The sequence below is a fragment of the Oleiphilus sp. HI0132 genome (assembly GCF_001635845.1).
Genome location: NZ_LWGJ01000587.1, coordinates 1 through 909 on the forward strand (window position 1 = coordinate 1; position 909 = coordinate 909).

General features: G+C 44.4%; 1 protein-coding gene. It reads right to left on the reverse strand.

Features of this window, described 5'->3' with window-relative positions; translation table 11 throughout:
- Positions 1–70 precede the first annotated feature (70 nt).
- A partial coding sequence (locus A3766_RS07165) for a carboxylesterase (protein WP_068642014.1) occupies positions 71–909 on the reverse strand: 839 nt, incomplete at its 5' end.

A 909-nucleotide genomic window follows, 5' to 3' on the forward strand; every position in this document is an offset into this window, starting at 1 on the left:
CAAAGTTAGCTGGTCTTAGTTGTGAGGGAACCACTGTCTGGTCACGCAACATTCGCATAGAGCAGCATGTTTAATTCCGAAGAAAAAGTCTTAGAGCTTGCTCCATTTTCGAGTAGTAAGGGTTCCATGTTAAACGGGCAAATAGTTTGTCTTCTTCGCTATAACCCCATGCTGAAAACCATACACTTTCACCCTCTTCGCATCGGCGCGTATTTGAGGGATTAAAGCTGTTTCCGCACATTCGTTTTTCTCCTTTTTTGCCGTAGTAAGGGTTGTCTGGAGCGAATAGTGGGCTCATATGTGAGCCAGAACTGATTCTCAGTTCCGGCAGTTTCATAGACTTAGTGATAATCTTATCGTCTTCAATAATAGACTCTCCATACCAAATGAAGCGATTTGATGCATGGGTGAAGTTTGAGTCAAAGTATCCTTTGATGGCATGAGGGTTAATGACACTGTCTGCCTCGCTCATCACAATCAGGGTTGGGACATTTGTTTGCTTTGATTCAAATAAGTCTCTGACATATTGTGCACTCTCAGAGTAAGCGATCGAAGCATTAATTGGCGAGGAGCGATATCGGGCTAGGTTATCTTCTTCTGCCTTCCAGCCCCAGTCCATAAATGTCGCAAAGATGGGAGCCAAACGCTCTACAAAAGGTGAAAATGTCTCAAAGCCCGGAGAAAACAGAAGCAAACCATCAACACCACCCTGCTCAATGGCATTGATAGTCACGAGGTTTGCACCGGTAGAAAAACCGCCTAGTAAAACCTTGTTGTACTGTTTTTTCAGCTGTAGAGCATAGTGGTCAACAATGTCTTGCCAATCTTCATAGTGAGAGAGCATTAAGTCCGAAGGCTTACTTCCGTGCCCAGGCAAAAGTAAAACGTGAACAGCATACCCTTCGCCGT